26 protein-coding genes are annotated in these 24,123 nt (G+C 59.6%); 12 read left to right on the top strand and 14 right to left on the bottom strand.

Features of this window, described 5'->3' with window-relative positions; all coding sequences use genetic code 11:
- Window positions 1-7 precede the first annotated feature (7 nt).
- Window positions 8-550, top strand: a complete 543-nt coding sequence (locus tag FIV05_RS15265; RefSeq protein WP_173013861.1) for an NADPH-dependent FMN reductase — start codon at window positions 8-10, stop codon at window positions 548-550.
- Window positions 551-574: 24 nt separating this feature from the next.
- On the opposite strand, the gene FIV05_RS15260 is transcribed toward FIV05_RS15265, so the two are convergent.
- The 3 genes from FIV05_RS15260 to FIV05_RS15250 all read right to left on the bottom strand — a co-directional run bounded on the left by FIV05_RS15260 (window position 575) and on the right by FIV05_RS15250 (window position 3,095).
- On the bottom strand, window positions 575-1,207 hold the full coding sequence (locus tag FIV05_RS15260; RefSeq protein ID WP_152510142.1) for a DUF1826 domain-containing protein: 633 nt from the start codon (window positions 1,205-1,207) through the stop codon (window positions 575-577).
- On the bottom strand, window positions 1,204-2,418 hold the full coding sequence (locus FIV05_RS15255) for a GTP-binding protein (protein WP_152510141.1): 1,215 nt from the start codon (window positions 2,416-2,418) through the stop codon (window positions 1,204-1,206). Before FIV05_RS15255 ends, FIV05_RS15260 begins: the two co-directional genes overlap by 4 nt.
- 212 nt (window positions 2,419-2,630) lie before the next feature.
- Window positions 2,631-3,095 carry an Lrp/AsnC ligand binding domain-containing protein gene (locus tag FIV05_RS15250; protein WP_152510140.1) on the bottom strand — a complete coding sequence of 155 codons (465 nt, stop codon included), beginning with the start codon at window positions 3,093-3,095 and terminating at the stop codon, window positions 2,631-2,633.
- A gap of 157 nt (window positions 3,096-3,252) precedes the next feature.
- Between FIV05_RS15250 and FIV05_RS15245 the strand changes: the two genes are divergently transcribed.
- Entirely contained in the window at window positions 3,253-4,269 is a 1,017-nt protein-coding gene (locus tag FIV05_RS15245) for a 1-aminocyclopropane-1-carboxylate deaminase (RefSeq protein WP_152510139.1), read from the top strand.
- Window positions 4,270-4,344: 75 nt separating this feature from the next.
- Here FIV05_RS15245 and FIV05_RS15240 read toward each other — a convergent pair whose 3' ends face one another.
- From FIV05_RS15240 to FIV05_RS15220, 5 genes are all read right to left on the bottom strand, one after another.
- Window positions 4,345-4,959 carry an MliC family protein gene (locus FIV05_RS15240; RefSeq protein ID WP_152510138.1) on the bottom strand — a complete coding sequence of 205 codons (615 nt, stop codon included), beginning with the start codon at window positions 4,957-4,959 and terminating at the stop codon, window positions 4,345-4,347.
- Between the two features lie 168 nt (window positions 4,960-5,127).
- Complete coding sequence (locus FIV05_RS15235) at window positions 5,128-5,925, bottom strand: siderophore-interacting protein (RefSeq protein WP_173013860.1); 798 nt, start codon at window positions 5,923-5,925, stop codon at window positions 5,128-5,130.
- A 233-nt stretch (window positions 5,926-6,158) separates the two neighbouring features.
- Window positions 6,159-6,653 (bottom strand): YHS domain-containing (seleno)protein, encoded by a 495-nt coding sequence (locus FIV05_RS15230; RefSeq protein ID WP_031269160.1) that lies wholly within the window; start codon window positions 6,651-6,653, stop codon window positions 6,159-6,161.
- Between the two features lie 151 nt (window positions 6,654-6,804).
- Window positions 6,805-7,413 carry a TetR-like C-terminal domain-containing protein gene (locus tag FIV05_RS15225; RefSeq protein ID WP_173013859.1) on the bottom strand — a complete coding sequence of 203 codons (609 nt, stop codon included), beginning with the start codon at window positions 7,411-7,413 and terminating at the stop codon, window positions 6,805-6,807.
- The gene (locus FIV05_RS15220; protein ID WP_152510135.1) at window positions 7,406-7,789 is read right to left on the bottom strand and encodes a darcynin family protein; all 384 of its coding nucleotides are present in this window, start codon (window positions 7,787-7,789) and stop codon (window positions 7,406-7,408) included. The genes FIV05_RS15225 and FIV05_RS15220 overlap by 8 nt, the downstream gene beginning before the upstream one ends.
- A gap of 156 nt (window positions 7,790-7,945) precedes the next feature.
- Between FIV05_RS15220 and gatC the strand changes: the two genes are divergently transcribed.
- The 7 genes from gatC (at window position 7,946) to mdoH (ending at window position 15,667) form a co-directional block, all read left to right on the top strand.
- On the top strand, window positions 7,946-8,233 hold the full coding sequence (gatC, locus tag FIV05_RS15215; protein ID WP_023000570.1) for an Asp-tRNA(Asn)/Glu-tRNA(Gln) amidotransferase subunit GatC: 288 nt from the start codon (window positions 7,946-7,948) through the stop codon (window positions 8,231-8,233).
- 14 nt (window positions 8,234-8,247) lie between these two features.
- Window positions 8,248-8,721, top strand: coding sequence for a GNAT family N-acetyltransferase (locus FIV05_RS15210; protein WP_152510134.1), 474 nt, complete (start codon window positions 8,248-8,250; stop codon window positions 8,719-8,721).
- Window positions 8,722-8,733: 12 nt separating this feature from the next.
- Window positions 8,734-10,218 (top strand): Asp-tRNA(Asn)/Glu-tRNA(Gln) amidotransferase subunit GatA, encoded by a 1,485-nt coding sequence (gatA, locus tag FIV05_RS15205; protein ID WP_152510133.1) that lies wholly within the window; start codon window positions 8,734-8,736, stop codon window positions 10,216-10,218.
- A 426-nt stretch (window positions 10,219-10,644) separates the two neighbouring features.
- A complete protein-coding gene (locus tag FIV05_RS15200) occupies window positions 10,645-11,754 on the top strand; it encodes an NAD(P)/FAD-dependent oxidoreductase (RefSeq protein ID WP_152510132.1) in 1,110 nt (369 codons plus the stop codon).
- Window positions 11,755-11,953: 199 nt separating this feature from the next.
- On the top strand, window positions 11,954-13,546 hold the full coding sequence (locus FIV05_RS15195) for a glucan biosynthesis protein (RefSeq protein WP_286202195.1): 1,593 nt from the start codon (window positions 11,954-11,956) through the stop codon (window positions 13,544-13,546).
- Window positions 13,543-13,911, top strand: coding sequence for a hypothetical protein (locus tag FIV05_RS15190; protein ID WP_152510131.1), 369 nt, complete (start codon window positions 13,543-13,545; stop codon window positions 13,909-13,911). Before FIV05_RS15195 ends, FIV05_RS15190 begins: the two co-directional genes overlap by 4 nt.
- Window position 13,912: 1 nt before the next feature.
- Window positions 13,913-15,667, top strand: a complete 1,755-nt coding sequence (gene mdoH, locus FIV05_RS15185) for a glucans biosynthesis glucosyltransferase MdoH (protein ID WP_152510130.1) — start codon at window positions 13,913-13,915, stop codon at window positions 15,665-15,667.
- A gap of 109 nt (window positions 15,668-15,776) precedes the next feature.
- Here the strand turns inward: mdoH and FIV05_RS15180 are convergent, their stop codons facing one another.
- From FIV05_RS15180 to FIV05_RS15165, 4 genes are all read right to left on the bottom strand, one after another.
- Complete coding sequence (locus FIV05_RS15180; protein ID WP_006932881.1) at window positions 15,777-16,127, bottom strand: ribbon-helix-helix domain-containing protein; 351 nt, start codon at window positions 16,125-16,127, stop codon at window positions 15,777-15,779.
- Between the two features lie 237 nt (window positions 16,128-16,364).
- Complete coding sequence (locus FIV05_RS15175; protein WP_173013858.1) at window positions 16,365-16,958, bottom strand: DJ-1/PfpI family protein; 594 nt, start codon at window positions 16,956-16,958, stop codon at window positions 16,365-16,367.
- 415 nt (window positions 16,959-17,373) lie between these two features.
- Complete coding sequence (locus tag FIV05_RS15170) at window positions 17,374-18,144, bottom strand: class II aldolase/adducin family protein (RefSeq protein ID WP_077292383.1); 771 nt, start codon at window positions 18,142-18,144, stop codon at window positions 17,374-17,376.
- Window positions 18,141-19,271 (bottom strand): TauD/TfdA family dioxygenase, encoded by a 1,131-nt coding sequence (locus FIV05_RS15165; protein WP_152510129.1) that lies wholly within the window; start codon window positions 19,269-19,271, stop codon window positions 18,141-18,143. The genes FIV05_RS15170 and FIV05_RS15165 overlap by 4 nt, the downstream gene beginning before the upstream one ends.
- A gap of 167 nt (window positions 19,272-19,438) precedes the next feature.
- Between FIV05_RS15165 and FIV05_RS15160 the strand changes: the two genes are divergently transcribed.
- A complete protein-coding gene (locus FIV05_RS15160) occupies window positions 19,439-20,338 on the top strand; it encodes a LysR substrate-binding domain-containing protein (RefSeq protein ID WP_152510128.1) in 900 nt (299 codons plus the stop codon).
- Between the two features lie 10 nt (window positions 20,339-20,348).
- Here FIV05_RS15160 and FIV05_RS15155 read toward each other — a convergent pair whose 3' ends face one another.
- Window positions 20,349-21,476 (bottom strand): transporter substrate-binding domain-containing protein, encoded by a 1,128-nt coding sequence (locus FIV05_RS15155; protein WP_209009671.1) that lies wholly within the window; start codon window positions 21,474-21,476, stop codon window positions 20,349-20,351.
- 142 nt (window positions 21,477-21,618) lie between these two features.
- Window positions 21,619-22,059: a L,D-transpeptidase gene (locus FIV05_RS15150; RefSeq protein ID WP_152510127.1), complete on the bottom strand. Its 441-nt coding sequence runs from the start codon at window positions 22,057-22,059 to the stop codon at window positions 21,619-21,621.
- Window positions 22,060-22,329: 270 nt separating this feature from the next.
- Here FIV05_RS15150 and FIV05_RS15145 point away from each other — a divergent pair, with 270 nt between their 5' ends.
- The gene (locus tag FIV05_RS15145; RefSeq protein WP_055655398.1) at window positions 22,330-22,980 is read left to right on the top strand and encodes a TetR/AcrR family transcriptional regulator; all 651 of its coding nucleotides are present in this window, start codon (window positions 22,330-22,332) and stop codon (window positions 22,978-22,980) included.
- 98 nt (window positions 22,981-23,078) lie between these two features.
- Window positions 23,079-24,098 (top strand): ketol-acid reductoisomerase, encoded by a 1,020-nt coding sequence (gene ilvC / locus FIV05_RS15140; RefSeq protein ID WP_152510126.1) that lies wholly within the window; start codon window positions 23,079-23,081, stop codon window positions 24,096-24,098.
- Window positions 24,099-24,123: the final 25 nt, after the last annotated feature.

Below are 24,123 nucleotides of genomic sequence, written 5' to 3'. Positions count from 1 at the left end.
CAGTCCCTTGCCTTTCAGGATCCTTACATTTTGCGGCAGTCTTCGTGCCGCATCGTCCAATCTGGCCCTGCTGAGCGCAGCAGAACGACTGGCGCCCGACGGGCTCATTCTCAGCCGCTATGACCGCATCGGCGATCTGCCGCATTTCGTGCCGGATCTCGATATTACCGACCACCTGCCGGAAATCGTCATCGACCTGCGCGAACAGGTGGCGCGCGCCGACGGGCTGCTGTTCGCCGTGCCGGAATACATGCATGCACTGCCCGGCAGCTTCAAAAACACTCTCGACTGGATGGTTGGCTGTCAGAAGTTTCCCGGCAAGCCGGTCGCCCTTGCCCATGTCACCTCCCGCCACGCCTTTGCCCCGGTTCAGCTGGAAGAGATCCTCCGGACCATGTCCGCCGAAATCGTCGGCGAAGCCGGATTTTCGCTTGGCCTCACCAGCAATGCCGTTACCCCCGAGATGATCTGTACGGATGCCTCCCTTGCCGCGATCGTCACGCGACACCTAGACCGATATCAAACCTGGCTAAGCCGAGAGCGTGGCTGAGTCCCCTTCGGAAATGCAGCCCGCCTAGTCTGCCGGATCGATTACCAGAAGAAGCCGCGGTCCACCTGCCGGGGTTGCGGCCGGCGACCGGTGCAAGAGAGCGGTTCTTTCGTCGCAAGACCATTGCCGGCCGCGAAAAACGGCAACGCCTCCAGGCGGCACCTGACGGATACGGCCAGTCTCCTCGGCCACATTTTCCGGCACATATTCCGTTCCCGGCCCGCGATAGGTGCACAACAACCGGGCGCGAACATTGTCCAGGTGGAACTTCGGACACATCACGTCTTCCGAAACATCCAGCCGCAATCGCAGCAGACGCACTGTCAGCGTCTTTGCCAGCATCAGGGCAAGTGCCCCGACATCGCTTGCCAGCATGTCCGTCTCCCGACACGCAGGAATTCTATGGCTCTCGCAAGCCGCCCGGACAGCCGCCTCTGCCAGATGCACAGGCACCACCGTGCGCAGGTCCGGCAGGTTGTCTTTCGGCAAGGCATTCATCCACCTCTGAAATTCGGGATCCGGCGTTCGCCGCCAGATAGCGGCGGCAATGCCCGGATCGCGAATGTCGGCGAGGATGTCCGGATCCCGGCCGATAATCACATCCCGTGCGGCAGGCACGTTCGAAAAGGCGTCCACTTTCGGTTCCAGCGCTGTCATGCTGCGCGGTCCGCATGGCGGAAGGCAGGAAAGGGATCCGGCAGATGCGCAAAGGCCGAAAGTTCGTCACCCGCGTTTTCGCCGATCAGGCACGCGTCGAGCCGGCTTTTCAGAAGCGGCCAGTCGATGCCCGCACCGATAAAGACAATTTCCTGCCGCCGGTCACCAAACGGTTCGACCCAGAGCGACTTCGCATAGGCCCGGGCGCGTTCGTCATCCGGCCAACGCTCCTGCGGCACAGACGCCCACCAGGTGCCAAGCGGACTGATGCTGGAGAGCGCCCCGGCCAGCGAGAACTCGATCACCCACTGCGGCCGGCTGCCGATCCAGAAATGACCCTTGGCGCGGATCACGCCTGGTAATTGCCCGTTGAGCAGCTCATGGATCTTTTCCGGATTGAATGGCCGCCGTGCCCGGTAAACGTAGGAGGCAACGCCATATTCCTCGGTTTCGGGAATGTGGTCGGCAAAGCCGTAAAGCTCCTTGGCCCACATCGGGTGTTCATGAGCCTTGTCAAAATTGAAGAGCCCCGTGTTCAGGATGTCGGAAGGCGAGACTTCCGAGTAGTCGGTCTCGATGATCTTCGCATCCGCGTTGAGACTGCGGATGATCTTGCGGGCAGCATCCACCTGTCCGGCCGACGCGGCACCCACCTTGTTGAGAACCACCACATCGGCAAACTCAATCTGGTCCGTCAGGAGATGCACCAGCGTGCGTTCGTCCTCCTCGCCCAGCGTCTCGCCCCGATCGCTCAGGAAATCATGGCTGGAGTAATCCTTCAGCAGATTGACCGCATCGACCACCGTCACCATCGTGTCGAGCCTTGCCACATCGGCGAGGCTGTCGCCGGCTTCGTCTCGGAATTCGAAGGTCGCTGCCACCGGCAACGGTTCGGATATTCCCGTTGATTCAATAAGCAGGTAGTCGAACCGCCCTTCGCCAGCCAGGCGGCGAACCTCGTTCAGCAGATCGTCGCGCAAGGTGCAGCAGATGCAGCCGTTGGACATCTCGACAAGCGTTTCCTCGGTCTTGCTCAGCTCCGCACCGCCAGCCCGTACCAGGTCTGCGTCGATATTCACCTCCGACATGTCATTGACGATTACAGCCACCTTCAACCCGGAACGGTTGTTGAGGATGCGATTGAGCAAGGTGGTTTTTCCCGCTCCAAGGAACCCGGACAGAACGGTTACAGGCAGGCGTCGATCGGACATAAGGCCTCCAGCAAGTTTGATATGTTATGTTATTACATATCAAATCTGTACTTTATTGCCGGTGACCAAGGCAACCGTTTTTTAAGCCAGGGCGATCGAGGCTCACTGACGGCAGAACAATGGAAGGGAATTTCAGGCAGCAGATCCGGGGCGCTCATCAGTCGTCCGGTCTGCGAGGCCGGCGACCTGCCGGCCAAGGAAGCCGAACTGTATCAGAAAGGCAGCGGCGCGTTGTCCGTCACTTCCTTCATGACAAAAAACGTGCGGGTCTGGCGCACACCAGGCAGTGCAATCAGCTTTTCGCCGTGCAGCTTGTTGAAGTCCGCCATGTCCCGTGTACGGATCTTCAGGAAATAATCGAAGTCGCCCGCCACCAGGTGGCAGTCGAGAACAAAGTCCGCCTTGCGAACCACCTCTTCAAACTCCGCAAAACTTTGTGGCGTCGACCGGTCCAGCACCACCCCCACGATTACAAGAGCAGATCTGTCGACCTTTTGCGGATCGATATGCGCGCGCACGCCCTGAATGAAACCCTCTTCGAACAGCCGCTGCGTCCTCCTGTGACAGGTCGCCGGGCTGACATTTACCAGACCGGCAAGTTCGGCGTTGCTGAGGCGGCCATCTTCCTGCAGCAGCTTGAGAATTTTGCGGTCAATCCGGTCGAGCTCACCAACCATGGAAGAATCTTTCAGTTTTTTGACAAAAATTCGATGATTGAGGAATTCATACTCGTCTCAACATCTCATTGACAGAAAAAATACATCAAACTTTGAAAGCACCTTTCTGAAATTTTCTGCAAGGCTCAAGGGGTCAACAATCAATCCGGTGTGCTCCATGAACCTCAGCAAGTTTGAACGCTATCCCCTCACCTTCGGCCCAACGCCCATCGAACCTCTACCCCGGCTTTCCGAAGCGCTTGGCGGCAAGGTGGACATCTATGCAAAGCGGGACGACTGCAACTCCGGCCTTGCCTTTGGCGGCAACAAGCTGCGGAAACTGGAATATATCGTACCCGACGCGATCGCTTCCGGCGCGGACACGCTGGTTTCCATCGGCGGTGTCCAGTCCAACCACACTCGAATGGTTGCAGCCACCGCCGCCAAGATCGGCATGAAATGCGTTGTGGTGCAGGAAAAATGGGTACCGCACTACGATGCGGTCTACGACCGGGTCGGCAACATTCTGCTGACGCGTCTCATGGGGGCGGATTCCCGTCTGGTCGACGACGGCTTCGACATCGGCATTCGCCAGAGCTGGGAAGACGCAATGCAGTCCGTTCGCGATGCGGGTGGCACGCCTTACGGCATTCCTGCCGGGGCATCCGTCCACAAATACGGCGGCCTTGGTTACGTGCGCTTTGCCGAGGAAGTGAAGCAGCAGGAAGAAGAGCTCGGTTTTACCTTCGACTACATCATCGTCTGCGTGGTCACCGGCTCCACCCAGGCCGGAATGATCGTGGGCTTCGCCGACCAGAACCGGGCGGACCGCGTAATCGGCATCGACGCCTCCGGCACCCTTGACCAGACCCGTGCGCAGGTCCGCCAGATCGTCGACAACACGGCCTCCCTTGTGGAACTTGGCCGCTCGGTTCGGGACGACGAGATCGTGATCAATCCCGACTACGCCTACCCGGCTTATGGTGTTCCCTCTGAAGAGACAAACGACGCCATCCGGCTTGCCGCCAAGACCGAGGCAATGATCACCGACCCGGTCTATGAGGGCAAATCCATGCAAGGCATGATCGACCTGGTAAAGCTTGGCAAGATTCCCGCCGGATCGAAGGTACTCTACGCGCACCTCGGCGGCGCCCCTGCCCTCAATGGCTATAGCTACTATTACAAGGACGGCTGATCATGAGGCGGCGGCCGCTGCCTTATCGCACCGGCCGGCTTTTTTTCTGCGGTCTGACAGGCGGTCAAAGGCCTGTCAGCTCCTCGCCTTGCAATCGAACGACGTGCCCTGAGGCCAGTCCACCATGGCTTCATCTCCCTTGATCCAGAAAAGAATGCCGAAATCACCTTCGTAACGCGCGCCGGATCCGCTCGGACCCTGCACGACAATTTCCGTCGTGTCACCGCGCTCCAACCGTGCAGACGGTGGCTCGGTATCGAAGAAGGTCGCCACGATCTCGTCTGCCGGATTTTCGTTGCAGGTGTAAAAGACCGGGGCCTGTCCCTTGATCAATTGATAGCGCGCTGTCAGTTCCGCGATCCGGCGTTCATAGGCAGAGCGGACGCAGGAGAGTTCGTCGTCGCTCTTCCAGCATTCGTCGCGCCCTTTCACCCAGCCGCGTTGATAGGCCTTCAGCGTGTTGAGTTCCTCTTCGGCGCCTGCATCAAGCGACTTCACGACGCCGACCGCGCCTTCATAGATATCGGCCAGTTTCTGGTCCAGTGCTCCCAGATCATCATTCGAACAGACCAGCTTTTCGGCCGAACTTTCCGCCTTCGCACAATCGAAGGCCGGGCCGGCTGCCCAAGCCGCCGGCACAAAGGCGAACCCGGCAACAACGAGCCCAAGACCAACTGCAAAACCACGCATGAGAATGCCTCCCGAAAGACCTGTAACAACTGATCTAACGGATCTCAGGTTGATGGCAAGATTTGGGTCGCCGGAAGATATTCGACCGCACAGTCAGACCGGCCTTCTACATCCCCCCGGTTGGAGCAAGCCCAACCGGCGAGAAGTGGGATATTCAGGCAAGAGGACTCAGGCGGCTTCCGCCCGTTTGAGCTGCTGATGCTCGTCCTCGACGAGCCCGATTTTCCAGTAGCCCGAAATGTAGGTGTCCGCCTTCGGCACTTTCCGTTCGTTGTGAAGATGATCCCGAAGGGCCCGAATGACGGAGCTTTCACCTGCAATGCAGGTCTGGATCGTTCCCGCAGGCCATTCCAGAGATTTCACGAGGTCAACCTGCGCGGTTGAAGGCAGATGCGGGTTTTCCTGGACCAGCCATCTGATTTCCACGCCTTCTGGTGCTGCAATCTCGCGCTTGTCGTCTTCTGACGGAACTTCGAACAGCACGAGACCGCTTGCCTCGCGCGGCATAGCCTCCAGCGTCGCTTCGACCACCGGCATTGCCGAAAGGTCTGCGGCCAGCAAATACCAGTCGGCATGAAACTCGGTGATTTTCGGCTGGCTTGGGCCGAGAAAGCCCAGGAAATCTCCCTCTGCCGCCCGCTGTGCCCAGCGCGTTGCAGGCCCTTCGTCGCCGTGAGCAACAAAGTCGATATCGAGTTCCAGCGTATCCCGGCGGAAAGAACGGACGGTGTAGGTGCGAACCGGATGAACGCGTTCGGAAGGCCCGTCCGGCGCATAATGCGCTTCAAAGGCCTCGCGGCTTTCGCCGTCGCGCGGCAACAGTAACTTGCAGTTCGCGCCCTCGTGCCCTTCGGGAAAACCCTGCAACTCCGGGCCGGCAAAAGTGACACGGATAAGATTTGGACTGAGGTAGTGCGTCGACTTGACGGTTAGAAATCTGGGCTGGCGTTTCGCAGGAGTGGCCAAGGAGGACCTCATAAATCTTGAGTTATAATCTCAAGATTTAGCATCGACGATAGCCGATTTAAAGATCTGCCTTTCGGAAAAGTGTAACGGCGCCTGGCAGAAGAGACCTGCGCGGTTACGAGCCAGGTTCACGTGACGCTTGGCCTGGATGGTACGTGCGCCGATCATGTTATTCCGGAAAAAAGCCTGAGCCCGCCGATTGACGGGCTCAGGCCAGGAAAACACTCGACAGATCAGTCTCGAATGATCGGTTCTTTCAGATCGCCCGGGTTCTTCTCCTTGATGATGTCCCAATTGAGGGTCGCCTTGCGGATATATCCCGGCACATCTTCCTCGAACCGTTCCTGCACCTTCAGGGAGTTGTTCAGGTAAAGCTTGCCGTCGACGATCGACCAGGCTTCCGGCACCACCGGAACCTTGAAACCCATGGCCGCACCGAAAGCACAAAAGCCGCCGTATTGAGGGGCATATTTCGCCGGGTCGGCAACGAACTTGTCACGGTTTTCCGCGGACGAGAACTTCCAGGTCACATCGTCATATTCTGCGGTGAATTCATCGGAGCCGGCAACAGGCTTGCCGTCCGTGAAATAGGCAACCGGATCGGTGCCGCCGATTGCAGCCCCGCCTTTGGTGAAAGTGGTGATCTCATCAGCGGAAGCGGTAAAGGCAGCAGCGGAGAAGAGCGCGGTCAGTCCCAGCAGAACGGATTTGGACGTATAGAGCGGCATGTGCGTCTCCATTGGGGTGTGAATGGCGTGTTCAGGTGAAGCCTAACGCTCCACGCGGAAAAAACCATGTCTTCTGCCGCAGAATTTGGCCAATCACCCTTGATCACAGAGCCGCTAACGGCGGGCGAGAAAATCGTGATGGCGGCTGGCTTCACAATCCGGGGAGGCCCGGCAGATCCGGGCGTGGTACGGGTTGGCGCGGTGCGACCAGCCCCAGCACCAGATAGATGGCCGTTTCTATGTCCCTCGTCTCGATCCTGATATTGCGGATCAGCAGGCGGAAATAGATGAGGCCGAGAAGCAGGTCGATCCGCGCTTCCATGTCAGCTTCGAACGGGGTCGCGATAAAGATCTGCCGCAGGACCAGACGTCTGGCAGCCTCCGCCTCATCGAGTACGCCGGCAAGGTCCGGCCTGCTTCGATAGGGAACCAGTGCCCGAACCGCCGCGCCCAACGCGGTATCCTGCAAGGCCGCAACGGTGTTCGACAGACACTGCCGCAAATCCTCTGCCACGCTGCCTCTCTGGGGTGGTGCCGGGTTCGCAGTGGCAAGAGCTGCTTCGACAGACGCCGCAATCAGCGCGCCCTTGTCCGCATAGCGCCTATAGACTGCCTGCTTGCTGGTGCGCGCTCGCGCCGCGATGGCGGCAATCGTCGTCTTTTCGTAGCCGTTTTCGGCAAGCTCAATCAGCGTGGCCTCCAGAAGCGCCTTGCTGACCCGGCCCTCCTGCGGCCGACCGGCAGCACCTTCTTCAGGCATCTCCAGCCTCCGGAACCGCAGCACTTTGAAGATTTGCCTCGTAGTCCTGAAACCCATTCTCGATGCCGGTCGTCACGTTGACGATCCGCGCATAGGGTTTTGAAAAGATCACCGTGTCGCGCAGTTCCTCCCACAAGTGATGATAGGCGCGCATGTCGGAAAACCGGCAGATCGCGAAATCCGAAAACCCGCCTGCCAGGGCATCGGCGTCGAACCACTCGAAGGCAACCCTTGGGTGACGCGCCAGGATTGTGCCGATCTGGCCGGCAATCTCGCCTCTTTCCTGGCGGCTGAGCGCCAGCCAGGCTGGTTCGAAAGCCAGATAGACGATGGCCGCCATCGGCAATGGCCGGATTGTTTCGCAAGCCTGGATCACGCGCAAACACCTATTTCGGTTCCCATTGGTACCGATTTATTCCGATTTCTCCCGCAAGGCAAGCCTGCGCTCTTGCCTTCCCCGCGCGGCCGCCGCAAGAAGAGCGCAAGCCATGAGCGGATTTCCGCTTCAGGCACCAGTAACGACGAGGAACACATGTCTGTTGATACCGATACGGTGAAACGCGTTGCCCGGCTGGCGCGCATCAAGGTGAGCGAAGAAGACGCGACCCGCATGACTGGCGAGTTGAACGCCATTCTCGGCTTTGTCGAGCAACTGGACGAAGTCGATATTTCCGGCGTCGAGCCGCTGACGTCCGTTGTTGAACAGACCATGAAAAAGCGCGCCGACGGCGTGACCGACGGCAACAAGGCTGCCGACATCACCCTGAACGCACCGGCCTCCGAAGATCATTTCTTCATGGTGCCGAAAGTCGTCGAATAAGCGGACCACCCCGGATGATCGCACCCGTTCCAGCTATAGCCGTCGAAACGTCCTTGTCTGCCGACATGGGCGAGATGATTGCCGAGCTGAACGACCTGCTGCTGACACTTAGCCCGCCCGAGGCCTGCTACCACATGACGGCCGAAGAGATGTCCGGCGAGGCAACGACTGTCTTCGTTGCACGGATTGACGGCAAGGCGGCAGCCTGCGGCGCCCTGCACCGGCACGCCGACCGCATTGCCGAGGTCAAGCGCATGTACACCAGACCGGCCTATCAGGGCCTCGGCCTGGGAAGCAGCATTCTGGACCGGATTATTGAGCTGGCAACCCGGGAGGGCATCTCCATGCTCGTTCTGGAAACCGGCGACAAACACCCGGCAGCCTGGCGCATCTATGAACGAGCCGGTTTCAGCCGCTGCGGACCGGTGCTCGATTATCCCGACAGTCCCTATTCCATCTTCTATTCCCGGCCGCTGGCGGCCGCCTGAGAGTTCAAATTCATGACCGATCTGACCAAACTGACCATTGCCGAGGCCCGCGAAGGCCTGAAAAACAAGGACTACACGTCCCTTGAACTGACCGATGCCTTCATCAAGAACATCGAAGCCGCCAATGAAAAACTGAATGCCTATGTCACCGTGACCACCGACAAGGCGCGCGACATGGCAAAGGCATCCGACGCCAAGCTCGCCAAGGGCGAAGGCGGTACGCTGGAAGGCATCCCGCTTGGCATCAAGGACCTTTTCGCCACCCAGGGCGTACACACCCAGGCCTGCAGCCACATTCTGGACGGCTTCAAACCCGCTTATGAATCCACCGTTACGTCCAACCTGTGGGCCGACGGCGCGGTCATGCTCGGCAAGCTGAACATGGACGAGTTCGCCATGGGCTCCTCCAACGAGACCTCTTATTACGGTCCGGTGATCAACCCGTGGCGGAAGAAGAACTCCAACCAGGATCTCGTACCCGGCGGGTCTTCCGGTGGTTCTGCCGCCGCCGTTGCCGCCCGCATGTGCATGGGCGCCACCGCAACCGACACCGGCGGCTCCATCCGTCAGCCGGCCGCGTTCACCGGCACTGTCGGCATCAAGCCGACCTATGGCCGCTGTTCCCGCTGGGGCGTCGTTGCCTTTGCTTCCTCGCTCGACCAGGCCGGCCCGATTGCTCACACCGTTCGCGACAGCGCGATCATGCTGAAATCCATGGCTTCCGTCGACGCCAAGGACACCACCTCGGTCGATCTGCCCGTGCCGGACTATGAAGCGGCCATCGGCAAATCCGTGAAGGGCCTCAAGATCGGCATTCCGGCGGAATACCGCCTGGACGGCATGCCCGCCGATATTGAAGCACTCTGGCAGAAGGGTATCGACTGGCTGAAGGATGCCGGTGCGGAAATCGTCGACATTGCGATGCCGCACACCAAATACGCCCTGCCGGCCTACTACATCGTGGCACCGGCGGAAGCTTCCTCGAACCTCGCCCGTTACGACGGTGTGCGCTACGGCCTGCGCGTTCCGGGCAAGGACATCGTCGAGATGTACGAGAACACCCGCGCAGCAGGCTTCGGGGAAGAGGTCAAGCGCCGTATCCTGATCGGCACCTATGTGCTGTCCGCCGGTTACTACGATGCCTATTACCTGAAGGCCCAGAAGGTTCGCACACTCATCAAGCGCGACTTCGACCTGGCCTGGGAAAACGGCGTCGACGCAATCCTGACCCCGGCAACCCCGTCTGCCGCCTTCGGTGTTGCCGACCAGGACCTTCATTCCGACCCGGTGAAAATGTACCTCAACGACATTTTCACCGTCACCGTCAACATGGCCGGTCTTCCGGGCATTTCCGTTCCGGCCGGCCTCGACAACAATGGCCTGCCGCTCGGTCTTCAGCTGATCGGCAAACCCTTTGAGGAAAGCACCCTGTTCCAGGTCGGCCAGGTCATCGAAGATGCCGCCGGCTCGTTCTCGCCGGAAGCCTGGTGGAGCTGATCCCGTTTGTTGATATGCGCCCCGGACCGTTCATCGGCCCGGGGCTGCACACCTGATTTTCTCCGGTCGGCCGCAGCCTGACCATGACATCTCCGCCGCTTTGTGTCGGCAGTCCCCTCAAGAACATTTTCCTGGCGTGAACTGGGCTGGAGCAAACATCCCTCCACCGTCATGCCATGGCGCGCCCTATCGACTTAATTCACGGGTGCTAAAGGCTCCTCGTACGAACGGGATGGATTGCCCGGCCGAGCCCGGCAATGACGGAGAGAGGTCTATGGGTTTCAATCCAAGGCAGAGCCGACTTTCGTTGATGTGACTTCCAGGCCCTTGTTTCCATCCGCAATTCCAGCATCGACGTCTGAAGCAAGCCGTGGCATGACGGGCTGACAAGGAAAAGAACGCTCGATCAGGATTGCCGGCAACACCATGCATGACATTGAAACCTTCGTTATTGGCGCCGGTGCCGTTGGACTTGCGATTGCGCGTGAGCTGGCACTGACCGGCCGCGAGGTAATGGTGCTGGAACAGCATGGCCTGATCGGATCGGAGACCAGCGCCCGCAATTCGGAAGTCATCCACGCGTGCATCTACTATCCCACGGGCAGCCTTAAGGCTCGTTTTTGTGTGGAGGGCAAAGAACGGCTTTACCGGTTTTGTGCCGAGAATGGCGTCGGTTTCGAGCAGATTGGCAAACTGATCGTTGCGTCCAATAACGATCAGTTGGAGCAACTGCAGTCAATCCGTCGCAAAGCGGCGGAAAACGGCGTTTCAGATCTCGTATTCCTCGACCAGGACAGCCTGAACGAAGCCGAACCGGAGCTTGCCTGCACCGGCGCACTGCATTCCCCCTCCACAGGCATCGTCGACAGCCACGGTTTCATGCTGGCTCTACAGGGAGAGCTCGAGGCAAACGGCGGTCAGGTTGTGCTGAACACGAGGGTTGCGCGCCTCGAACACCTGGCTGATGGCGGTTACCGGGTGCATGCGGAAACGGAGGGAACGGAAACCTATGCCCTCACCTGCAAGGAGTTGATCCTGTCCGCAGGCCACGGCGCACCTGCCCTGGCTGCCGGGCTTGAGGGTGCCAATCCACCGGTCGCCTACCTCGCGAAGGGCAGTTATTTCAAGCTTCAGGGCAAGGCCCCTTTTTCCAAGCTCATCTACCCCGTGCCGGAACCTGGCGGGCTCGGCGTTCACCTGACACTCGACCTGCAGCACCAGGCACGCTTCGGTCCGGATGTCGAATGGGTGGAGATTGCCGACTACAGGGTGGATCCCGCCCGGGGCGACAAGTTTTATGCCGCCATCCGCAGCTACTGGCCCGGCCTGCCGGACGATGCACTTTTGCCAGACTATTCCGGCATCCGGCCCAAGATCGCCGGTCCGGGTGAACCGGCGGCCGATTTCCGAATTGACGGGCCGTCAGATCATGGCCTTGCAGGTCTGGTCACGCTCTACGGAATCGAATCCCCCGGCCTCACATCGGCCATGGCAATCGGAAGTTACGTCGCCCATCTGGTTACAATCGGCATCTGAACTTAACTTTTTTCAAAAAAATATGAAACCAACCGGCTGTTTGGACGTTTGAAAGTCGAACGAACAAGCGTACGATGCTGCATTGCACAGGAATGCCATTTTTTGGACCGGTTTTCTCCATAAAATTGCTGCAGTGCGCGTGCTCATTCAAAAGTGAACCAAAAAGAACACTTTAATTTCAACAAGGTGGCCAATCGTCGTGATCAATCGGCGCACGTTTTTATCGGCAACGGCCCTGGCGGCCGGTGCCTTGGCAGGCGCGGACCTCCGCACTGCACTCGCAGCAGAGAATACCGCACCTGCACAAGCAGGCGGAGCCTTTGCGGCAGGCGAAGAGTTTAACTTTTCCGCGCTCGTCGAGCGCATGAAGGAAAAGGCCGGGAACGCATTTGCGCCCGATGTACCGGCTCTTCCCGAAATCCTCGCCAATCTCGATTATGACCAGCATCGTGCAATCCGGTTCAATCCCGACAAGTCCGTCTGGAAGGACACCGGCAGCAACTATCAACTGCAGGCGTTCCACCCGGGCTGGCTCTACAAGGAGCCGGTGGAACTTTATGAGATCGTCGACGGAAATATCAGCGAACTGCATTTTACCGGCGCGGACTTCGAATATCGCGAGCCGCTGGATCCGGAAAAGTTCAAGGATGTGGATCTGCCGGGTATCGCCGGCTTCCGCCTGCACCATCCGCTGAACACTCCGGAGTATTTCGACGAGTTGGTGGTGTTCCTGGGGGCAAGCTATTTCCGTGCGCTCGGCAAGGGCAACGTCTATGGCCTGTCCGCACGCGGACTTGCGATCGATACGGCCATCGCCGGACCGGAAGAGTTTCCGCGTTTCACGAAGTTCTATCTGGAGCGGCCGACGGACGGCGCTGCCGAGATGCGGCTCTATGCCGAACTGGAGAGCGAGCGCGTTGCCGGTGCCTACCAGTTCACGATCAAGCCGGGCATCAACACCGTTGTGGAAGTGGATGCGCACATTTTCCTACGCGACGATGTCGAACGTCTCGGGATTGCGCCGCTGACTTCGATGTATCTGTTCGGCGAGAACGACCGCACCAACTTCGACGACTATCGCCCGGAAGTTCATGACAATGACGGTCTCCTGATCTTGCGCCAGAATGGCCAGCGTCTGTGGCGGCCGGCTCGCAATCCGGAAAAGCTTGCCCTGTCCTTCTTCAACGAGGAGAACCCGGCAGGCTTTGGCCTGCTGCAGCGGGACCGGAATTTCGATCATTACCAGGACACGGAAGCCAAGTATCAGCGACGCCCGTCACTGTGGATCGAGCCGATCAACGACTGGGGCAATGGCCAGGTCATGCTGGCGGAAATCCCGGCCGAAAAAGAGATCTACGACAACCTCGTTGCTTGCTGGGTGCCGGAAAACGGCACCAAGGCAGGCTCCGAACATCGCTTTGCCTATCGGATGATCTGGGGCCGGGAACCGGAACCGGGTACCGAGCTGGCACAGGTAATCGCGACCAGCACAGGGCATGGTGGCGCGGCTGCCTCAGATCCGGACCCGAAACTGCGCAAATTCGTCGTGGAATTTGCCGGCGGCAATCTGGGTGACATGGGTGCGGAAGCTCCTCTGACACCGAGACTGACCCTGCAGAACGGCAAGGTGGAGCATCAGTTCGTCCAGCGGCTGGAAAGCGGCAGCTGGCGTGCCGTGCTCGATATCGCACGGGACGACGAGGAAATACCGGTCGAGTTCATTCTCGCCCTGCAACTCGACGGCACCGATGTAACGGAAACCTGGATGTATCAGTGGAGTGGGAACAGATGACATCGCATGTGAGTATCGATCAGACGACCAGTCCGACCCTTTTTGCCGACGGTAAGTTGCTTGAAGAAATCAGGACAGTCCTGAAGCGGCCCGACCTTGGCGACGACGTCCTCTTGTCCGTTCTGTCCGGTTCTGCCGCCACGCGCCGTGGTATCGACCATTTTAGCGGCACGCCGCAAGACCGGGCTGCCTTCATCAGGACCTTGCCGGTGCCTGCCCCCCGTCACGGGCTGGAAATGCCCCATCACGACCTCAATCCGCCACTGGCCGTGCGCTTTGCCCCGCTTGTCGCCCTGTGGCAACGGGCTGTGCAGCCGCTTGCTCCGCAGTTGAAGCGCGTTCCGGTTCCAGCCAAGGACCGCTGACATGAAGAAGGCCAGCTCCGAAGCCTGGTCGACGGCCTTCCGGCGGCTGGCCATGGCAGTGATCGCCCTGTGCCTGACCACGGGCGCTTCGTACATGTTTGCCATTGTTGTCCAGTCGGACGGTTTCGACTGGCTGGACATCGTCCGCATCGCGTTGATGGCGGTAGCAAGCTTCTGGCTGGCCTGGGGCGGATGTATCGCTCTCTTCGGCATCCTGTTTCCGCCTGAAGAAAGGGCAACAGCAGAAGCTTTGCCCGACGGTCGCACCGCCGTTCTGCTGCCGATCTACAACGAGGCAACCGGTCCGGTGTTCGCCCGCCTGGAGGCCATCATGAAATCGGTTGCCGCCCTGCCCGCGGCGGACCGGTTCGATTTTTTCGTCCTGTCCGACACCACCAAGGCGGATGTCGGCGAGGAAGAACAACGTGCCTATGAGCGACTGCTTGTTCGCCAGAACGCCGGTGGCCGCCTGTTCTATCGGCGGCGCGAAAAGAACATCGGCCGCAAGGCAGGCAACATTGCCGACTTCCTGACGACATCAGGCGGTGCCTACGACTACATGCTGGTGCTTGATGCCGACAGCCTGATGGATGGCAAGACCATCCTGGAAATGGTCCGGCGCATGGAGGCCGATCCGCGACTGGGGCTGCTGCAGTCGCTGCCGCAGATCATCGGGCTCTCCACGCTTTTCGGACGCCTCTTGCAGTTCGCAACCGGTCTCTACGGGCCTTACTTCGCGCGCGGCCTTGCCGCCGTTCAGGGCGAGGAAGGCACCTTCTGGGGACACAATGCGCTGATCCGCACCCGCGCATTTGCAGCAGCCTGCGGCATGGCTCCGCTTACCGGCAAACCGCCCTTCGGTGGTCACATCCTCAGCCATGACACTGTTGAAGCTGCGCTCTTGGCGCGCGACGGCTGGAAGGTACGTCTCGACCCGGACCTGACGGGCTCCTACGAGGAAGCCCCCGCCAACATGGTCGACTACGCCAAGCGTGACCGGCGCTGGTGCCAGGGCAACCTGCAGCACAGCCGCATTCTGGCGGCCCCGCGCTTCCGCTTCTGGAGCCGGATTTCGATCCTGCAAGGCGTCTTTGCCTATCTGGCTTCGCCGATCTGGTGCATCTTCCTGCTGGCAAGCCTTGCCGCCCCGCTGGTTGCTCCGCCCCCGGTCTACTTCGACGGTCATTCGCCATTCCCGGTCTTTCCACATCCGGAAACGACCACGGCGCTCGCCCTGCTCTTCGGTCTGGTAGCTCTGCTGATCCTGCCCAAGCTGCTGCTCGTTGCCCGGGCGCTCTTTGGCGGAAACTCGGCGGACTTCGGCGGTCCGGTCCGGCTTCTGATCAGCTTTCTCCTTGAAATCCTGCTGACCTCGATCCTTGCACCGATCCACATGATGTTCCACTGCCGCTCGGTGTTTCAGGTGCTGACGGGTGCTGACAGCGGCTGGCCGACAGCCGATCGGGATGACGGCTCGCTGCCGATCACCGCGGCGTTTTCCGCCACCTGGTGGATGAGCATTGCAGGTGCCGGCGCAATCGCCTTCTCGCACACCTATGCGCCGGAGATGTTCTACTGGCTCCTGCCTGTTGCCCTGCCACTGGTTGTCGCTCCGCTCCTGGTCTGGATGACGGCATCGGTGCTGCTGGGCAAGGTCACGAAGAAACTGGGGCTGTTCCAGGTCCCGACCGAGGCAGGCCCGGTTGCGGTCGCCGAAGACATGCGTCTGGCGCTTTCTCAAAAAGCGGCTGCCTGACAAGGCGCTGTATCACCAGCACATGATCAGCCATCCCACGTCATCCTGGCAGCGTTGTGCTCGGCCAAGATGACGAGGGAGAGCTCCTGCACTCATTCCGGTGCATGTCTCAATGCATACGGCCGGTTTCGGCTTCCAGAATGCCGTCCGCATCCAGGCCCGCGATGGGCAGGCGCTTGTCGGTCGGCACATCGCCAGACAGCTGCAAGGCCAGGTACCGGCCGCAGCAAACGCGCAGGAAGCTCGTGAAATTTCCGAGATCATGGCCCGCGTCGATGCTCTCGTGGTGAAGCTTGGTGATCAGTTGCACCACGTTCATGCCGTCCCGTCCGGCGATCTCGTCCAGAACCTTCCAGAAGAAGGTTTCCAACCGCACCGATGTCACCATGCCGTCAATGCGCAGCGACTTTGTCGTGCTTTCCCAAAGCGTGGAATCTGCCTCGATGAAGAGCTTGCACATGATGTTTCCTTCGTGACGGACTGGCGAGCTGAAATCGCGGAGCTGTCGCGGTATCTCAACGCCCGTTATTTGAACTCAGCCTAGTCCGCTTCCCGCGTGCGGGAAAGTGGTCAGGTAGCGTGTAGGTGGCGCCCCCGGGACCCGTCGTCCGCCGCCGGGGCACCACTCTTGCGCTTTCACGGACCAGGCAAACGGAGTTGATGGTGCGGGCTCTTTGTTGGCCCGCACCGTTTTGCCTCAGGCAGCCAGGGAACCTTCGGCTGCACCGCCCAGAACCGCATGGAACTGCGACAGCCATGCCGGATGCGCCGGCCATGCAGGGGCGGTAACAAGGTTGCCGTCGGTCACGGCGCCGTCGATTGCGATCTCGGCGTAAGTGGCGCCTGCAAGTTCCACTTCCGGACGGCAGGCCGGATAAGCCGAAACGGTGCGGCCTTCAATCACCTTGGCAGCAGTCAGGATCTGCGCGCCGTGACAGATTGCGGCAACGGGCTTGCCCGCGTCCATGAAATGCTTCACGGCATCGATGACAGCCGCATCAAGACGCAGATATTCCGGTGCCCGGCCACCCGGGATTACGAGGGCATCGTAACCGGCAACGTCGACATCGGCGAAGGTCGCGTTCAGCGTAAAGTTATGGCCGCGCTTCTCCGAATAGGTCTGGTCGCCTTCGAAATCGTGGATACAGGTGGCGACCGTCTCGCCGGCCTTCTTGCCGGGGCATACCGCATCAACCGTGTACCCCATGGCAAGCAACGTCTGAAACGGCACCATGGTCTCATAATCTTCGGTGAAATCTCCCGTGATCATCAGGATCTTCTTCGCGCTCATGCTCTGTCCTCCAGCTTGGCAAATTGCGATGGAGAAAGGCTAGCAGTCGGCGCGTTTGAACGGGTATTAGGTCGCTACTACAGGTTAGATTTCTGCAGTTTTGGCGGTCTATTGCAGGAACATTTGCCTACCCGTCATACCGGACAAGTGAGGCGGAAGCCGAACTCTGATCCGGATCCTGACCTATTTTGCGACAAAGCCTCTCCTGCTCAAAATTGAATGATGATCAATGATTAGAAGCTCACACTGACATCTGATTTCCAGCTCACGCGATGCCGCTATGTGTCTTGCGAATAGCCCCCGGATCTGCACTGCGCTTGTCCGGGGCGACACGAAGAAGGATTGCCATGCTTCGCCCAAATGCATTTCGCCTCCCCGCATTGGAGAGGCGAAAGCAAGTCGGCATCGACGGATCTCAGTCGCGGTAATCCGGCTCGCTCCGGTCAAGATCACGCTTCCAATAGTCGAAATGGGCATAGCCCATGCCGACATAGGGCTCCCATTCGGCAGCTGTCTTGGCGGCAAGGTTGTCCGACATGATGGCCAGCGGCTGACCGGTCCCATAGGCTTTCAAAAGCGTTTCGGCGGCCCGTTCGAAGAAATAGAGATGCTCGAAGGCTTCAGCGACAGTGACGGCGGAAATCGACACCCCGTGATTGCCCATTACAAGAACCGGCTTGTCGCCAAGTGTTTCGGCAATCCGCCTGCCCTCCTCCGCCTCGTCAGCCATGCCGCCGAAGCCGAGATCAACCGCAACCTTGCCGAAGAAACGGGCGGTGTTCAGGTCAATCGGTTTCATTGATGGATCCTGCAGCGTCGCCAGCGCGGTCGCATTTGGCGGGTGGCAGTGGAACAGCACCCGCGCCTTGGGATTTTCCCGGTGAACCGTGCCGTGAATGCACCAGGCAGATGGGTCCGGGGCATTTTCGCCCGCCATCACGGTGTCATCATTGGCATCGAGCAACAACAGGTCGCTGGCCCTGATTTCCCCGAAATGTCGCCACTTGGGGTTCATCAGGAATTTCGAACCATCTTCGGAAACCGCGGCGCTGAAATGATTGCCGACGGATTCGCTCCAGCCGAATTTTACCGCCAGACGAAAGGCAGCTGCGAGGTCTTCCCGCAGGGCCTGTTCGCTTTGCCGGTCCGGGTCAGCCCCGAAGCGTACATCCGTAACGACACTCATTTGAAACGTCCTTCCCCGGACAGGATCCGGTAGGTGGAGCGCAGCTCGCCCCTGTCGGTATAACAACCACGCAGGTGCCGATTGCCGCTGGTTGCCGAATAGGCAGCCCGACCGTGCACGATGCGGTGATTGTCGAAGACAATACATTCGCCCGCATTCAGACGGAACCGCATCAGGTATTTGTCGTCCCGCATCATCCGTCCGAAGCGGCAGAAGGCCGGGTAGTAACGGTCGAGTTCATGCTGCGGCATATCGAAGATATCGGCGTGGTGCTGGCTGATCGTGACACCCGAAATATTGCCGTGCTCATCCAGCTCGATCACCCGCTGGCGGGACCGCATGTCGAACGTGTCATGCTCGCAGAAATAGGGAACATCCACGGTAATCAGAAGTTCGAAGTCTTCCGGATAGGCCTTGCGGAAGTCTTCCGCGACAGCCAGCCCGTCCACAAAGATGCTGTTGCCTCCCTCGACCGAATTGGCCCGGCAATGCAGGAACTGCACGCCCGGCGCCAGATCCTCGTCCGGCAAGTCCGTGTGAAGCGGCAAGGCCTTGGCAGTGAAGGCAAGGTTGGTCGGCTTGATGTGGGTTTTTACCTCGAACGTCAGGCCGAAGTAGCTCGGACGCACATAACCGATCAGGCCGGCCGTGTCGGTGAGCGCTTCATCCGTATCCGGCAAGCCGGTCAAGAGCGCGACACCATCCGTCAGCATCGCTTTGGCCCAGTCACGCCGACGCGCGGTGTCGTTCGTAACCTCGTCATGGGAAAAACGGGCCATCTTCGGATAGTGGTCAGCGTACCAGGGCACTCTTCGAAGGTTGGCGATATCGGGGCGCTTCTCGCCTTTGGAATAGGCATTGAGCAGGGACAGCGGCAGGCGGGAGACGTCGTTTGTGCCGGCCCAGGCGATTTCCAGATCGCCTCCCACAATGGCGGCGGAGGCTGCTTTTGGCGCTTCGTCCAGGGCGAAGATGTCATTGACGCGTTCGCGGGTTTCCGGGTCGAAGGAACTCGGGCAATTGTCGCGCAGCCAGTAATAATTGAAATAGGCGGTTTGCCCGTTGCTCAGTGGCACATCGAGGCCTTTTTCCTGCAGCAACACACCTGCATCACCAGTTCCAAGCATCAGATCCGTCCTTAAGTTTAGCTCATCAGCCTTACAGGTGCTTCGCACAAGTCACCGCAAAGCTCTGCGTTCCATTTACTTTCTATGAAGTTGCTCTTGCACTGGCGATTTGGAAAGGCGATAAAATCGAAACTTAACTTAAGCATTCACTTAACTTGGACAGACAAATGCTCCGCCTCCCCCCGCTCAGGCTGCTCACCGTCTTCGAGACGGTTCAACGCGCGGGAGGCACCAAGGCGGCGGCGGGCGAATTGAATGTATCCATGTCGGCGATCAGCCAGTCCCTGCGACAGTTGGAAGAGCACGTCGGCACCGCCCTGATCGATCGCAGCACAAGGCCGGCCGGCCTCACTGCCGCCGGCGAGATCCTGCTGAAAGCGGTGATCGAAAACCGCGAACGGCTGAGCGAAGCCCTGAATGACATCCAGGCTCTTGCCGATCCGGCCAGCGCCTCTGTCACTGTTGCCTGCACCGTCGGCTTCGCCACCTACTGGCTCATGCCGCGGCTTGAGGCGTTTTATCTGGACCACCCGGAAATCCCGGTGAACGTTCACACCACGCAGCAGGAAGTCCCCCGGCTTGGCCAGGGGACCGATATCGCCATGCGCTACGGGGACGGCCGCTGGGACGACGGCACGGTCGAACAATTGTTCCGCGAACTGGTTGAGCCTGTGTGCGCCCCTTCCCTTGCCGAGCGCATCCGCGCCGATGGCGGCAGCCTGGGCTCAGCCTTCCTGATCCATGTGGACACCAGCGATCGCCGCTGGATTTCCTGGCAGGAGTATCTTGCCCGCACGGGGCAGAAGGCCGCCGGTTCGGCCAAAGGCCTCCGGTTTTCCAACTATGTCCAGGCCACCCAGGCGGCCTTGTCGGGCCACGGGGTCATGCTCGGCTGGCGCTCGATCACCGGTGACCACGTGCAAAACGGTCTGCTGGTCCCCGCCGGCCTGCCGCCGCTGCAGCCAAACAACGCCTATCATGCCGTGCTGTCGCACCGCAGCCGGAACCGGGAAACGGCCGCCATTGTCGTTGACTGGTTGAGAGCTGCCGCGCAGCCACAGCTCTAGGGAATGGCTCCTAGCGCTCGTCCCCGAAGTAGCGCACGCGCATTTGCTCGATCATGTCCGTCTCATGCGCCGTCAGCAATTCCAGCGTCAACGGCCGTGTCCACTGACTGCCGTGCGCAAGGGCAAAGCCGTATTTGTCCGGTTCAAAGATCGGGCCGATCACCTCGACATTCGCCCGCGGGTGACTGTGAGCGTAATACTCAAGGACAGGCGCATCGCCCACAACGGCGTCAATCTCGTCATTGCGCAGAGCAGTGACTGCACCTTCGATGTCGTCAAATGACCGGTGCGACCAGCCGGATGCTTCCGCAAACTCCTCGGCCACACTGCCGACGAAGACACCGATACTCTTGCCCGGCAGATCGGCAAGACTGTTGATCTGGTTTGTGAGCGATAGGGTTGTCATGACGCTTGTCACCGACGAGGTCACATAGGCCATCACCGCAATGCCGCAGACCAGCCAGAGCGCCTGCCAGATGCGGCCTGGCCAACCAAACAGGTTCTTGCGCGAAGGTGCCTTGCCGGATGTCACCACCGACATGACCGCATAAAAGCTCTCCGACACGCCTTCCGGCCAGCCCCGGGGAAAGTTCTTGTCGAAACGCCGGTCGAACAGCGTCATCAGAGCCGTTGCAAACACGATCACAAGTGCCAACCAGCCATAGGCTCTCAGATAACCGGATTCCTGCAGGCCCGTTAACACCTCGCTGAAGCTCGCTCCCTGACTGTCAGGCACGAGAATGCGCAGGCCCGCATCGAACCAGGGCTGGGTAAAGTCGATCCTGTCGGCGCGCTTGCGGGTGATCGTCAGGTTGGTGACGGCAATACCGATGGATTTGTCCGCCGCGGCGTCCACCAGCTCCCGGATGGTCGGGAAGATCCGATATTCGTAGAGAATACCGTTTTTCTGCGCCAGTGCTTCCCAAAGATCCACCGCCATGCCGGAATAGACACCCGGCTCTTCCTCCATGACAAAGGGGGGGCTGATGTAGAGGCCGACGCTGACCGGCGAGACCGGCAGCGGTGGATTGTCGTCCCCTTCCGCCGTCTGCCCCAATGCCGGCAGTGCGAGAAAAATCGACAGGCACAACACAAGGGCAGCTGACAGGCATCGACAGAAATTCGAGCAGGCGGTCACGATGGCCTCCGCTTGGCAGTAGGGGAATCACGCTGAAAGTTCCTGAAGGGTAAGCCGCCACGCCAAAGCCATGCAACCTGTGCCCACACAGGCCGCTCCTGAAAACGGCCGGTGGTAGCAACGGATGAATTGCCCCCTCAAGTCACCGCGTGATCACGATCCTCGTATCGGCGCGACCAACCTTTCGCACAAGATTGAAAAGCTGAGCGGCGTTCCTGGGATGGAGCCGGATGCATCCGTGCGAGGCGGGACGGCCCAGCCGCTTGAGATCGTTGGTGCCGTGTATGGCGTATCCGCCGAGAAAGAAGACCGAATAGGGCATGGGTGCCCAGTTGTACTTGCGCGAGTGCCAGTCGCGTTCCAGCCGGGTCGGGCGCCAGCTTCCCGTTGGTGTGCGATATCCCTTGCGTGCAGTTGAAACCGGCCATTTGTTTCGCAAACGTCCGTCGACGTACAAATAAAGCCGTTGTTCGGAAAGATCGATCTTTGCGGTTACCCGAGGTGCAGCGCTTGCACCGGTGGTAGCCAAGGCAAAAAAGGCCAGCAACAACGGCCCGGCAATGAGTTTTCTGATGGTCAACATCTCAAAGACACCCAAGAAAATACAAGACAACAAAATTGAATACGAAAATCTAATCCGCACTTTCTTCGAGACGCAAGCCAAACTTGAAGTAAGCGTAAACGTCTACTCCGATCACACTTTGAAGCGCCTGTTCCAGAGTGCTTGCCCAGATGCGCACCTACGCCGAATAGGTGCAAAATTACCCTTGACCTGTCCTGTCGCCGGTGCCATAACCACACCCGAACCGTACCGTACGGTTCCCTACTGACAATTAACGATCCGACCTGAGACATGACAGCGACCGCTTACGATATTGCCACCTCCCGCCCGGATGCAGCGCCCGAATTTTCGCCGCGCCAGCAGGTGGTGTTGCAACATGCGCTGACGCTGCTGGTCGAAGGTGGCGAGAAGGCGCTGACGACAGCAGGCCTTGCCCGCACGGCAAGCTGTTCCAAGGAAAGCCTCTACAAGTGGTTCGGCGACCGTGACGGCCTGCTGGCTGCGGTTGTCGCGTTCCAGGCCAGCCAGGTTCAGTTTCCTTCCGAGGCTGGCGCCACCGCCGATGCGGCGACTTTCCGGGCACATGTGACAGCCTTTGTCGAAGCTCTGCTGGGTGTTCTGTTTTCCGAAACCTCGCTGGCGTTGAACCGGCTGTCGATCGGCCAGTCCAACACCAATTCGAACCGCCTCGGCCAGCTTCTGCTGGTGCGCGGCAAACACATGATTTCCGCCCGTGCGCGCGCCATGCTGGACAGCGGTCGCCGCCACGGGCTTCTGAAATTCGACGAATCCGAAGACGCCTACCAGGTGCTTTACGGCCTTGCCATTCGGGACGTCCATATCCGCCTCCTTCTGGGTGAGACCGCTGGTCCTGCCGAGAAGGATCTGAAATCGCAGGCCGAAGTGGCCGTCGATCGCTTTTACCGTCTGTTCGGGGCCTGATCGCCGCGAACCTTCGGAACCACTGGGAAACACCAGAACCAATCAAGACCGGAAAACCGGCCTTCCAACGACAGAATGCAGACGGGAGAAAGGAACCCATGCGCGTTTATTACGATCGTGATGCTGATCTTAACCTGATCAAGTCCAAAAAAGTCGCCATCATCGGCTACGGCTCGCAGGGCCGCGCCCATGCCATGAACCTCAAGGACAGCGGCTGCACGGAGATCGCCGTTGCCCTGCGCGAGGGCTCCACGACCGCTCTGAAGGCAGAAGCTGACGGCTTCAAGGTCATGAACGTGGCTGACGCTGCTGCCTGGGCCGACCTGATGATGATGGCAACCCCGGACGAACTGCAGGCCGACATCTACAAGGACCACATCGCAGCCAACATCCGTGACGGCGCTACAATCGCCTTCGCACATGGCCTCAACGTTCACTTCGGCCTGATCGAAGCAAAGTCGACCGTTGACGTTCTGATGGTTGCACCGAAGGGCCCGGGCCACACCGTGCGCGGCGAATACATGAAGGGTGGCGGCGTGCCGTGCCTGATCGCTGTTCACCAGGACGCTTCCGGCAATGCCCATGACCTCGGCCTGTCCTACGCCTGTGGCGTTGGCGGCGGCCGTTCGGGCATCATCGAAACCACCTTCAAGGAAGAGTGCGAAACCGACCTCTTCGGCGAACAGGCTGTTCTGTGCGGCGGTCTCGTCGAACTGATCCGCGCCGGTTTCGAAACTCTGGTTGAAGCCGGTTACGCTCCGGAAATGGCCTACTTCGAGTGCCTGCACGAAGTGAAGCTGATCGTCGACCTGATCTACGAAGGCGGCATCGCCAACATGAACTACTCCATCTCCAACACTGCAGAGTGGGGTGAGTACGTGACTGGTCCGCGCATCGTGACGCCGGAAACCAAGGCGGAAATGAAGCGCGTCCTGACAGACATCCAGACCGGCAAGTTCACTTCCGATTGGATGCAGGAATACCGTGCAGGCGCTGCCAAGTTCAAGGCAACCCGCCGCCTGAACGACGCACACCAGATCGAGGAAGTTGGCGAAAAGCTCCGCGGCATGATGCCGTGGATCAAGTCCAACGCGCTCGTCGACAAGACCAAGAACTAACAAGGTTCGCCCCATCGACCCGAAA

The organism is Labrenzia sp. THAF191a (assembly GCF_009363335.1).
GTDB classification, from domain to species: domain Bacteria; phylum Pseudomonadota; class Alphaproteobacteria; order Rhizobiales; family Stappiaceae; genus Roseibium; species Roseibium algicola.
The sequence above is the reverse complement of the archived record's forward strand: the minus strand, read 5'-3'. Positions and strand labels throughout refer to the sequence as shown.

Excerpts from the sequence above, each read along its gene's own strand:
- FIV05_RS15260 (WP_152510142.1), bottom strand. The coding sequence starts at position 1,207 with ATGACAGCGCTGGAACCGAAAGTGGACGCCTTTTCGAACGTGCCTGCC.
- FIV05_RS15255 (WP_152510141.1), bottom strand. The coding sequence starts at position 2,418 with ATGTCCGATCGACGCCTGCCTGTAACCGTTCTGTCCGGGTTCCTTGGA.
- FIV05_RS15250 (WP_152510140.1), bottom strand. The coding sequence starts at position 3,095 with ATGGTTGGTGAGCTCGACCGGATTGACCGCAAAATTCTCAAGCTGCTG.
- FIV05_RS15245 (WP_152510139.1), top strand. The coding sequence starts at position 3,253 with ATGAACCTCAGCAAGTTTGAACGCTATCCCCTCACCTTCGGCCCAACG.
- FIV05_RS15240 (WP_152510138.1), bottom strand. The coding sequence starts at position 4,959 with ATGCGTGGTTTTGCAGTTGGTCTTGGGCTCGTTGTTGCCGGGTTCGCC.
- FIV05_RS15230 (WP_031269160.1), bottom strand. The coding sequence starts at position 6,653 with ATGCCGCTCTATACGTCCAAATCCGTTCTGCTGGGACTGACCGCGCTC.
- FIV05_RS15225 (WP_173013859.1), bottom strand. The coding sequence starts at position 7,413 with ATGCCTGAAGAAGGTGCTGCCGGTCGGCCGCAGGAGGGCCGGGTCAGC.
- gatC (WP_023000570.1), top strand. The coding sequence starts at position 7,946 with ATGTCTGTTGATACCGATACGGTGAAACGCGTTGCCCGGCTGGCGCGC.
- FIV05_RS15210 (WP_152510134.1), top strand. The coding sequence starts at position 8,248 with ATGATCGCACCCGTTCCAGCTATAGCCGTCGAAACGTCCTTGTCTGCC.
- gatA (WP_152510133.1), top strand. The coding sequence starts at position 8,734 with ATGACCGATCTGACCAAACTGACCATTGCCGAGGCCCGCGAAGGCCTG.
- FIV05_RS15200 (WP_152510132.1), top strand. The coding sequence starts at position 10,645 with ATGCATGACATTGAAACCTTCGTTATTGGCGCCGGTGCCGTTGGACTT.
- FIV05_RS15190 (WP_152510131.1), top strand. The coding sequence starts at position 13,543 with ATGACATCGCATGTGAGTATCGATCAGACGACCAGTCCGACCCTTTTT.
- mdoH (WP_152510130.1), top strand. The coding sequence starts at position 13,913 with ATGAAGAAGGCCAGCTCCGAAGCCTGGTCGACGGCCTTCCGGCGGCTG.
- FIV05_RS15180 (WP_006932881.1), bottom strand. The coding sequence starts at position 16,127 with ATGTGCAAGCTCTTCATCGAGGCAGATTCCACGCTTTGGGAAAGCACG.
- FIV05_RS15175 (WP_173013858.1), bottom strand. The coding sequence starts at position 16,958 with ATGAGCGCGAAGAAGATCCTGATGATCACGGGAGATTTCACCGAAGAT.
- FIV05_RS15170 (WP_077292383.1), bottom strand. The coding sequence starts at position 18,144 with ATGAGTGTCGTTACGGATGTACGCTTCGGGGCTGACCCGGACCGGCAA.
- FIV05_RS15165 (WP_152510129.1), bottom strand. The coding sequence starts at position 19,271 with ATGCTTGGAACTGGTGATGCAGGTGTGTTGCTGCAGGAAAAAGGCCTC.
- FIV05_RS15160 (WP_152510128.1), top strand. The coding sequence starts at position 19,439 with ATGCTCCGCCTCCCCCCGCTCAGGCTGCTCACCGTCTTCGAGACGGTT.
- FIV05_RS15150 (WP_152510127.1), bottom strand. The coding sequence starts at position 22,059 with ATGTTGACCATCAGAAAACTCATTGCCGGGCCGTTGTTGCTGGCCTTT.
- FIV05_RS15145 (WP_055655398.1), top strand. The coding sequence starts at position 22,330 with ATGACAGCGACCGCTTACGATATTGCCACCTCCCGCCCGGATGCAGCG.
- ilvC (WP_152510126.1), top strand. The coding sequence starts at position 23,079 with ATGCGCGTTTATTACGATCGTGATGCTGATCTTAACCTGATCAAGTCC.